The sequence below is a fragment of the Bacillus sp. AY2-1 genome (genome assembly GCF_008368965.1).
Taxonomy (GTDB): Bacteria; Bacillota; Bacilli; order Bacillales; family Bacillaceae_G; genus Bacillus_A; species Bacillus_A thuringiensis_S.
Genome location: NZ_QPEL01000098.1, coordinates 86,466 through 95,629 on the forward strand (window position 1 = coordinate 86,466; position 9,164 = coordinate 95,629).

Sequence of the window (9,164 nt, forward strand, 5' to 3'; positions counted from 1 at the left end):
AGTGGCATGGATCTATTTAATTATAGCTGGGCTCTTTGAAATTGTCGGTGTAATTGGGATAAAGAAAGTAGCAAAAAATAATAGTTGGACGAATAATATTATTTTAATAGGTGGTTTTATTATTAGTTTTCAATTTTTAACGATGGCGCTTCAAGAAATTCAGTTATCGATCGCATATGCAGTTTGGACTGGAATCGGAACGCTCGGGGCAGCAGTTGTCGGTATTTTATTTTTTCAAGAACCTAAAAACGCTTTTCGAATTATTTGTATTGTTGGGATTATGGGGACGATTATTGGATTGAAAGTAGTGAGTTAAAGAAGAGCACACAAGCTCTTCTTTTTTATGGAAGTATGTCAGAAATCCCAACGAAGAAAGTGATTATCCCAACTATAAAACAAAAGATAGCTTTCGATTTTTGCTTTTGTTGTATTTCAGCAACTCCCGAAAGAATAAATGTGATGCTTAAAAGGATAAATACATAAGAGAAAAGAATAGAAATTCGTGTAAAAAGACTAAAAAAAGCAAGAATAAAAGCAATAGCAGATAGTAAGATTCGAAGGTTTGTTAGCATAGTATCCTCCAATTTATTAACTGTTTAAAAAATCCAAATTAGTGAGAGGTAATGGTCAGTAGGTGATTGGAAATTACATGTTATCTTTAGTGAAAGTAGTTCGATATTACAATGAAGAGCATAAGACTAGAAACGAAAAAATGCGAGATACCCATTGATTTTCTTCCGGATTTCAGTTCATTAATTCCTAGAAGAATAAAGAAACAACTGAGAGCAAATTGCATGTATGGGAGAAGTGTGAAGTTGTCGGTAGCAAGAGAATAAGTGCAAAGAGAGAGTGTGAGAAGCATGAAAAAATAGCGTAATCCAGTTAGCATTGTATACCTCCTTTAAAGGGACTATTTATCGAAATATTTCTGAGAAGCCAAGAAATAAAGCACCAGCTCCTGCTAACAGAGCAAGTATACTACCACCTTTTTGCTGCTTTAAGATTTCCTCTATACTAATAACGAAAGCCATCATCCCTAAAAAGATGAACATATAAGGCATAATTTCTCTATTACTAGTAAAGAAACTATAGATTGCTATACATAAAGCAATAAGTGATAAAGTAATCCGTACTCCTTTTAGCATGCATGTACCTCCTTTTATTTTATATAGCTAATGATGAGAACAATCCAAATGAAAGCACCGGAAATAATACAAATAAGCCCAGTTGCTGCCTCCTTTTTCTTTATTTGTTCAAATGCGATGAGAAACATTAAAGCCCCTAATAGAAATTGTGAAAGAGGTAGAAAATTATTTTGACCTGTATATAATCCAATTGCCGACATAACGAACACAGTGAGTGCGATTGTGATGCGGAGTATACGAAGCATATTAGGAATTCTCCTTATTCTTTTTTGTATAAGGATTATCTTCTAGTTTATCGACGTAATGTTTATAAGCATAGCCTTTATTAATTGTCATGATGGAGAGTACGAGGATGATTAGGACGATGATAATACCGATAATTAATATTTTGAACATAAAACCCCTCCTTTTCTTTATTTTACATAATTTTGTAATTGATGAAAACAATAGAAAATAAAAGGATGAAAGAAGGGTGCTACATGGAAACGAAAAAAACATATTATATATCAATAGGAAATGGTCAAATTTCACAAGTGAAGACGGCGGATACGTATAATTTTGAAATTTATGCAAATGATGAGGAAATTACGGAATTAAGAGAGCACTTCGATCAAGCATATGTAGAAGATTTAGGTTCATTTGTACGCTCCCACGTTCCATTTGTTGAGTATCATCACGATTCAAATAATGACCGATATGATGAACAACTACAAAAAGCATATAAAATGATTTACGATTTAGGAAATCATGAGACGAAAGAATTAGTCGCGCAAATGGGAATAATCAATGGATTGTAATTGGATAATATTATGCAGAAAAGCGAGAATATGCTACAATTTGTGGTAGGAAAAACTTGTAACCATCAATAGGGGAGTAATGGCATGTACAAATTTAAAGATTATTACCACAACACTGTACAATTATCGTTTGAACGTTATCCATTTTCTCCTGAGCCAAAGCATGTTTGGGTTGTATGCCGGTACGGGGATCAATGGTTATTAACACATCATTTACGTCGTGGTCTTGAATTTCCAGGTGGTAAAGTAGAACTAGGGGAAACACCGGAAGAAGCGGCAGTTCGAGAGGTTCATGAAGAAACTGGCGGCATAGTTTCTGATTTAACTTACTTAGGACAATATAAAGTATCTGGAAAAGACAAAATAATCATTAAAAACATTTATTTTGCAACAATTAGTGCGGTAGAAGAACATACGCATTACGAAGAAACGAAAGGGTCTGTTTTATTAAAAGACATTCCTGACAACATTAAAACGAACAGAAAATTTAGCTTTATAATGCGCGATGACGTATTAGCGCGTACGATGAAACATATAGAAGAAATCGGCTGTTTTACGAAGTAAAGTAGCCGGTTTCTTTTTTTGTATGTAATAATAAATGTAAATATATCTTTATGTTATTTTTGGGTATATTATACAATTTCGCGAAGGTATACTTACATTTTAGGAGGGGGAAGATGGATAAAAGAAAAGAAACGACTGTTACTGTTTCGATGGTTAAATTAAACTTTTCTTTATTTTTTATAATAATTGCTTTGTCGTTTGGAATAGGTTATTTGCATATATTTCTTTCAGGTGGGGTTCAAGTTGAAGTTACATTATTAACGATGTTTCTGTTTATTATTGCAATGATTGTTCTCGTCTGTATTCATGAAGCGATACATTTAATAGGATTTCGCTATATCGGAGGTATTCCGTGGAGTGAACTAAAATGGGGCGTTAATTGGAAATTAGGTGTTGCATATGCTCATTCTAAACAGGCGGTTACAGTAAAGCAAATGAAGAAAGTGTTAATGCTTCCGTTTTTACCAACTGGAATTTTGCCAATTGTATTGGGATTAGCTATGAATCTGGAGCCACTCTCATTTTTAGGAATTCTACTAACAGCAGGTTGTATCGGTGACATTGCCTTATATCAAAAAGTTTCAAAGTTTCCAGATGATGCGCTAGTAAAAGATTATCCGAGTAAACCACAGTTTACAGTATATGAATAAAGAAAGAGGAGGCGTTTTTGAGCAACGGCCTCCTCTTATTATGGTCACTTTTTGTTGGTAAATCGCTGATATAATTTATTTGCTATTATTGTATTTTTATCTCTACCTCTAAAAATGAAAGAACCTCTAATAAATCATCTACGATACGTGAATGCTTAAAATCACCCCAAAACGAATCTTTTTTCCAAACACCAAGAATCCCTACTTGTTCAGAACCAAGCACATCGTTTTCTGGATGATCTCCAACATAAAGACATTCTTCTGCCTTAACATCTAGTCTTTGCAAAGCACGTTCGAAAATTTCAGGGTGAGGTTTTTTAATTCCTTCAGTTTCTGAAACGAGAATGGTGTTTGTATACGTATGTATATGTAGTGCTCGAAGGTTGCTCATCTGAAATTCAGTAAAACCATTTGTGATAATACCAATTTTAATGTTTCGCTGTTTTAACTGTTGAAGTAGTTCATGCGTGTTTTTGAAAGAAATACAATGATGTTGGAAGTTTGTAATATAGTCGTGTAGCAGTTGCTCTTGCGTTAAAGTAGTAATGTTGTATTCGGAAAGGAGAGGAGCATACACTTTACCCTTCCACGTATAGCCATTATTATCAAGTTCAAGAAATCGAGAACAATACTCGGATTTTTCTATGCCCATCAAATGTGAGGCGAAGCGATTATATTGGTCACAAATAAATTGTTCTAAAGATTGGCGCCGATCTAATAGTGTGCCATCTAAGTCGAATAAGATTGCACGAATCATGGGAAACCTCCTTGCAGTTTTTATAATTAATTATCGCATATTCACAAAAAAATGATTATGATATTTTGTAGAATGGAATAATGGGGGATTGTATGAAGAAACTGTATGGCAAGTTAATGTGTTGTATGATAGCAAGCAGTTTAGTTGCAGGATGCGATAGTGCTATTGAGGTTACGAAAGAAAAAGAAATTTGTAAAACAGAAGAAGAGTGCACGCAAATAGGAGATAAAACATTACAAAAAGTATATAAAAAGATAGAGGGACTTTCAGAACTTGAAAAAGTAGAGGATTATGACATAGAAGAGTATGAAAGTATGAATATGAAAGAGGCGGAACAGAAAAAAGAAGAGGATGACAATTATTTCTTTTTAGCTTCTTATTATATCGATGATGATGAAATTGTAGATCCTTATTTTGAGAAATTGGATCGTAAGAGATTGAATAAAGCTTTTGCAGATGACGAAGTAGCAAAAGATGATTTGTTAAGCCAGCGGCAAGATAGAGAGTATCATGAAACTTTATGGGACATGTATCGCACTCTCATTCCAGTGAAATATCGTGAGAATATAACAGGGTTTGATCTAATAACGGATGGTTATGATGGCGTTGTTGCTCATGTCATGCCAAGTATGGATGACCCGAGAGATTGGTTGCTTAGTTTAGACGTGCTCGATTCTGGGGTGAATATAGATGAAGTGATGAAAACATTAATTCATGAAACGGCTCACGTATTAACGATTGGGCATAAACAAGTACCAGTGGATAGGAAATATTTAGAGGCGTTTGATGAAGAGAAAGACATTTCATCATATCGAAATAAATGTAAAACGGTGTTCTTGAAAAATGGATGTGCGAGAAAAACTTCGTATATTAACCAATTTTATAATGAATTTTGGAAACCAATTGAACAAGAGTGGACAGAAAAGAAAGTAGAAGAAAGTGAAGAGGCACAAATTAAATTTTATAAAGAAAAGCATGATGAGTTTGTATCGCTGTATGGAACAACAAATGTAACGGAAGATATCGCAGATACATTTACAGCGTTCATTTTACAAGATTCAAAAAAAGTGAAAGAAGGAACAGAGTTAAAATATAAGAAAATTGCTTTCTTCCATCAGTTCCCTGAGCTTGTAAAAATGAGAGCGGAAGTGCTGTCAGGATTATATGATGTTTCGAAAACGATAGAACAACAAAGTGGAGACTAATGTGAGTTATGCGTTCGATATAGTTTCGTTAAAGTAAAGCGTGAAGAATTTTTAATTCTTTACGTTTTTTCATGTTGATAAAATTGAAAATTCTGTATTTTTATCGAAAAGAAGAAGGAACTGGCGGTATAAAATAGAATTAGTATAAAAATGTCACAATTTAGACACAATTATAATGCGCGTGTTGTAGGGACTATAAGTTTACTCTCGAGGAGGTAATGAAACGTATGAAAACGATTCTTGCTGTTGCTGGTCTCATTTGGGTAATGTCTCACGGTTTTCCGATTTTTGAAGGGGAGCAAATTCGTAGTGCTTTGAATGAAAAGTTTAATGATTATCATGTGATAGATCGAAAAGATAATGTCGTTACAGTACGTGTGAAAGAATGTTTCCATACAGTTACGGTTGCGGATGGAAACATTACAAATGAAACGAAAATGTGTGATAAAAGGTAAAAGAAAGAAGCTGACTATAGCGCACTGTTTTGAGTCAGCTTCTTTTTCTTTTTCCAATTAGAATTTTTTCAAATGCCTCGACAAATACATACATAAGAGTTGCGAGAACACATGTGAGTAGTACGCTAAGTAAGACGAGTGTGAAGTTAAAGACTTGGAATCCGTAGCTAATTAAGTAGCCAAGTCCTTGTTTGGAAACGAGAAGTTCTCCGAAAATAACACCGACCCAGGATAAACCAACGTTTACTTTTAACGTTGAGATAATTGCTGGAAAGGATGCAGGGAGAACGACTTGCTTATAACATTGCCATTTATTTGCGCCAAATGTGTCCATCACTTTTATATAGTTAGAATCGACTTCTTGAAACGCACTGTAAATAACGAGAATGGTAATGATGATGGAAATGATTACTCCCATTGCGATAGAAGATGAAATGTTTGGACCGAAAATAACGATGATGATTGGACCGAGTGCAACTTTTGGCATTGCATTTAGGACGACGAGATAAGGATCAAGTACGCGGGCTAGAAGTGGCATCCACCAAAGAAACGTTGCAATAATAGCACCAAATACTGTTCCGAGAATGAAGCCTACTCCCGTTTCCAGCAATGTCGTCCATATGTGGACCCAAAGTGAACCGTCGATCCATTTCGTTAAGAAGAGATCCCAAATACTTGAAGGAGAGCTAAAGAGTAAAGGATCAATCCATTCTCTTTTGCTAGATATTTCCCATAGTGCAAAGAAAAGAATAAGTAGTAAAAGTTGTAGAGAGCGAGCAATCCAAGCACGCCTACGTTCTTTCTTTCGAAATTGTTCATGTAGTTGTTTTATATTATCCAAGTCGTTCCAGCTCCTTCCATATATCTTGAAAGAGGGCTGGGAAATCGTAGTGATGGCGTGCTTCTAACGGTGATAAAGAACGGATACTTTCCGGGACGATAAAGGTTTTTGCGATTTTTCCAGGATTCGCTTGCAGTAAATAAATACGATCACTCATCGCGATCGCTTCTTCAATATCGTGAGTAACAAGTAGTGATGTTTTCTTATATTTATTTAGCAAGTTGAAAACGAGTTCTTCTAGTTTTAATTTCGTTTGATAATCGAGTGCGGAGAATGGTTCATCTAGTAATAAAATTTTTGGATCAGTCGCTAATGTTCGAACGAGAGCGGCACGTTGACGCATACCGCCGGATAGTTCACGAGGATATTGTCCTTCTACCCCATGTAGACCGACTTGTTTTAAAAGATTTAAAGTATGTTCTTTCATCTGTTCATCATAAATCTTTCGAATATGAAGTCCAAGCATAATATTTTCTTCAATCGTTTTCCAAGGGAATAAGTAATCTTGTTGCAACATATATCCCATAGATGAAGTTTTCGTTGTAATCGGTTCACCATCTAAAAAGACGATACCGTCAATTGGATCAAGTAGCCCAGCAATGATTGAGAGGAGTGTTGTTTTACCACAACCACTGGGACCGAGTATAGAAATAAATTCGCCTTCTTCCACTTGTAAGCTCATATCTTCGAGAATAAGTTTGGCATTCTCTTTTGCAAAAAAGCAGTGAGAAACGTTACGTATTTGTAAAAAACTCATACACTTCGCCTCTATTTCTTAATAACGCTTTCGGCAATTTTTGTATTGACGAGCGCTTCATGTGGAACTTCTTTTTGTAATTCGCCAGCGTCTTTCATAATAGTTTGGAGCTGTTTCCATTCTTCCGCATCTAGTAGTGGATTTGTCGCATAAGAATGCTGTTTTTTATACCGTTCAATTACTTGTATTGTTATGTCTTTTGAAGTGTCTTTAAATAGCGGAGAAACAGCATCAGCAATCTCTTCTGGGCTATGTGTATCAACCCATTGCTGTGCTTTATAGAGCGCACGTGTGAACTTTTCAGCAGCAGCTTTATCTTTCTTTAAGAAACTTTCTTTTGCCATGAACGTTGTATAAGGAACAGTACCAGATTCATTTCCGAATGAAGCGACGATATAACCTTTACCTTCTTTCTCAAGTATACTTGCAGTCGGTTCAAAGAGCTGCACAAACTCTCCAGTACCAGATGCAAAGGCATTTGCAATATTAGCAAACTCAATATTTTGAATTAAGTTTGTATCTTTATGAGGATCAATGCCATTTTTCTTTAAAACGTATTCTCCAACCATTTGCGGCATGCCGCCTTTACGCTGTCCTAAAAATGTAACACCTTTTACGTCATTCCAATTAAAAGAGTCTAGTTTTTTACGTGAAACTAAAAATGTCCCATCTGTTTGTGTAAGCTGTGCAAAGTTAATGATAGGGTCTTTCGCTCCTTGTTGATGAACGTAAATAGACGTTTCAGAACCGACGAGAGCAATATCAATTCCGCCAGATAATAGGGCGGTCATCGTTTTATCGCCACCGGCTGTTGTTTGTAGGTCAATATCTAGTCCTTCATCTTTAAAAAATCCTTTTTCAATCCCGACATATAACGGGGCGTAGAAGAGAGAATGGGTAACTTCGCCGACACGAATGTTTTGAGTTTGTTCTTTCGTACCTTCTTTTTTATTACTACAAGCAGCAAAAGTAAAAACAGCTAGTAACATGATGCAAAAAATCGCGATTAATTTTTTCACTATATAACACCTCCTAGAAGTCACTCTACAAGCATGATATGTAGGTAAGTGCCTATATGTGAGTGTAGATAGCAGGAATTTTTTGGATGGTAAAGAAGTACAAATATAAGGGGTGATAAAATGGAGTACGAATACGATGATAGCGTACATTTACATCTTGATTATTTTGGGACAGAATGTGACATGGAATCGATTGCTTATAAGAGGAAGAATGAAGACGTATGGGATGTGTATTTTAATTTTGGAGTATACGGTATTCAGAAAGACGATGTAGAGTTAGGGAGGTTTATGGACGAATATGCTGGTCATTACGTTTTTTCTGTACATGCTCGCGATCTTAGTTGGGAATTTGGAAGTGCCCAGTTTGAAGAGTGGGTTTTGAAAAATCGGATAGTAGAAAAAACGCTACAAAAATAGGAGGAATTTTGTGATTGGATTTCTCATCTTATTATTTATTTTTGTGGCCGGATTTTTTATCATGCAAATGCTTATTTACCGATTTGCCAAGAAAAACATTCATAAATATACGAAAATAAAATGGTTTCATATGTGGCTACATATGAATATGAAAAAAGGTCCGAGATTAGATTTTTTTGATTTTGTAGTTATAGTACTCGTATGTATCGTATGGAAAATATGGCTGCTTCCTTTTATATAATACACATGCTAATCATTTTCTCTTTTATCATAAAATAACGAAAAGAACCTGTCTTGTGGCAGGTTCTTTTCGTTATAGTAATAGTTGTTAAAAACGTGCAACGCCTTTTTATTAATTCTTTCGTATTTTCATGTGAAATCTTGGATAGCATTAAGGATTTCTAAAAAATAGTTATTATATCATAAAGTGGAATGATGAAATTAAGCTTTTCAAGAATGAGTAATTTGTATGCCACAATTTAACTATTGATTAAGGAAGTATTAAGGAAATATATTTATAGTAGAAGCAAGTTTGCAGACGAAATATAGGATATATG

16 protein-coding genes are annotated in these 9,164 nt (G+C 35.0%); 8 read left to right on the forward strand and 8 right to left on the reverse strand.

Annotated features, from left to right (window positions below; genetic code table 11):
- The first annotated feature begins 1 nt into the window (after position 1).
- Positions 2 to 316 (forward strand): DMT family transporter, encoded by a 315-nt coding sequence (locus DN403_RS21780; protein ID WP_000312334.1) that lies wholly within the window; start codon positions 2 to 4, stop codon positions 314 to 316.
- A 25-nt stretch (positions 317 to 341) separates the two neighbouring features.
- Here DN403_RS21780 and DN403_RS21785 read toward each other — a convergent pair whose 3' ends face one another.
- The 4 genes from DN403_RS21785 to ytzI all read right to left on the reverse strand — a co-directional run bounded on the left by DN403_RS21785 (position 342) and on the right by ytzI (position 1,541).
- Complete coding sequence (locus DN403_RS21785; RefSeq protein ID WP_000957185.1) at positions 342 to 572, reverse strand: DUF3953 domain-containing protein; 231 nt, start codon at positions 570 to 572, stop codon at positions 342 to 344.
- A 342-nt stretch (positions 573 to 914) separates the two neighbouring features.
- Complete coding sequence (locus DN403_RS21795; RefSeq protein ID WP_000912056.1) at positions 915 to 1,145, reverse strand: DUF3953 domain-containing protein; 231 nt, start codon at positions 1,143 to 1,145, stop codon at positions 915 to 917.
- Between the two features lie 14 nt (positions 1,146 to 1,159).
- The gene (locus DN403_RS21800) at positions 1,160 to 1,390 is read right to left on the reverse strand and encodes a DUF3953 domain-containing protein (protein WP_000944462.1); all 231 of its coding nucleotides are present in this window, start codon (positions 1,388 to 1,390) and stop codon (positions 1,160 to 1,162) included.
- Position 1,391: 1 nt separating this feature from the next.
- Positions 1,392 to 1,541: a YtzI protein gene (gene ytzI / locus DN403_RS21805; RefSeq protein ID WP_000472793.1), complete on the reverse strand. Its 150-nt coding sequence runs from the start codon at positions 1,539 to 1,541 to the stop codon at positions 1,392 to 1,394.
- Between the two features lie 83 nt (positions 1,542 to 1,624).
- Here ytzI and DN403_RS21810 point away from each other — a divergent pair, with 83 nt between their 5' ends.
- The 3 genes from DN403_RS21810 (at position 1,625) to DN403_RS21820 (ending at position 3,156) form a co-directional block, all read left to right on the forward strand.
- Positions 1,625 to 1,942 (forward strand): hypothetical protein, encoded by a 318-nt coding sequence (locus DN403_RS21810; RefSeq protein ID WP_000448411.1) that lies wholly within the window; start codon positions 1,625 to 1,627, stop codon positions 1,940 to 1,942.
- 84 nt (positions 1,943 to 2,026) lie between these two features.
- A complete protein-coding gene (mutTA, locus tag DN403_RS21815; protein WP_000276385.1) occupies positions 2,027 to 2,506 on the forward strand; it encodes an antimutator 8-oxo-(dGTP/GTP)ase in 480 nt (159 codons plus the stop codon).
- 113 nt (positions 2,507 to 2,619) lie between these two features.
- The gene (locus DN403_RS21820; RefSeq protein WP_098829222.1) at positions 2,620 to 3,156 is read left to right on the forward strand and encodes a DUF3267 domain-containing protein; all 537 of its coding nucleotides are present in this window, start codon (positions 2,620 to 2,622) and stop codon (positions 3,154 to 3,156) included.
- An 85-nt stretch (positions 3,157 to 3,241) separates the two neighbouring features.
- Here the strand turns inward: DN403_RS21820 and DN403_RS21825 are convergent, their stop codons facing one another.
- Positions 3,242 to 3,913 carry an HAD family hydrolase gene (locus DN403_RS21825; protein WP_098829223.1) on the reverse strand — a complete coding sequence of 224 codons (672 nt, stop codon included), beginning with the start codon at positions 3,911 to 3,913 and terminating at the stop codon, positions 3,242 to 3,244.
- A gap of 92 nt (positions 3,914 to 4,005) precedes the next feature.
- Here DN403_RS21825 and DN403_RS21830 point away from each other — a divergent pair, with 92 nt between their 5' ends.
- Together DN403_RS21830 and DN403_RS21835 are read left to right on the forward strand one after the other, a co-directional pair.
- The gene (locus DN403_RS21830; protein WP_000737815.1) at positions 4,006 to 5,118 is read left to right on the forward strand and encodes a hypothetical protein; all 1,113 of its coding nucleotides are present in this window, start codon (positions 4,006 to 4,008) and stop codon (positions 5,116 to 5,118) included.
- Between the two features lie 227 nt (positions 5,119 to 5,345).
- Positions 5,346 to 5,573 carry a hypothetical protein gene (locus tag DN403_RS21835; protein ID WP_000849113.1) on the forward strand — a complete coding sequence of 76 codons (228 nt, stop codon included), beginning with the start codon at positions 5,346 to 5,348 and terminating at the stop codon, positions 5,571 to 5,573.
- A gap of 34 nt (positions 5,574 to 5,607) precedes the next feature.
- Here DN403_RS21835 and DN403_RS21840 read toward each other — a convergent pair whose 3' ends face one another.
- Genes DN403_RS21840 through DN403_RS21850 form a run of 3 tightly spaced genes read right to left on the reverse strand, consistent with a single transcriptional unit; the run spans position 5,608 to position 8,190 of the window.
- Entirely contained in the window at positions 5,608 to 6,414 is an 807-nt protein-coding gene (locus DN403_RS21840) for an ABC transporter permease (protein WP_000368775.1), read from the reverse strand.
- A complete protein-coding gene (locus DN403_RS21845) occupies positions 6,407 to 7,171 on the reverse strand; it encodes an ABC transporter ATP-binding protein (protein WP_000009025.1) in 765 nt (254 codons plus the stop codon). The genes DN403_RS21840 and DN403_RS21845 overlap by 8 nt, the downstream gene beginning before the upstream one ends.
- An 11-nt stretch (positions 7,172 to 7,182) precedes the next feature.
- Positions 7,183 to 8,190, reverse strand: coding sequence for an ABC transporter substrate-binding protein (locus DN403_RS21850; RefSeq protein WP_000733138.1), 1,008 nt, complete (start codon positions 8,188 to 8,190; stop codon positions 7,183 to 7,185).
- A gap of 120 nt (positions 8,191 to 8,310) precedes the next feature.
- On the opposite strand from DN403_RS21850, the gene DN403_RS21855 reads away from it, so the two are divergent.
- Positions 8,311 to 8,607, forward strand: coding sequence for a DUF3986 family protein (locus DN403_RS21855; protein WP_000455579.1), 297 nt, complete (start codon positions 8,311 to 8,313; stop codon positions 8,605 to 8,607).
- 10 nt (positions 8,608 to 8,617) lie between these two features.
- Positions 8,618 to 8,848 carry a hypothetical protein gene (locus DN403_RS21860; protein WP_000578981.1) on the forward strand — a complete coding sequence of 77 codons (231 nt, stop codon included), beginning with the start codon at positions 8,618 to 8,620 and terminating at the stop codon, positions 8,846 to 8,848.
- Positions 8,849 to 9,164 lie beyond the last annotated feature (316 nt).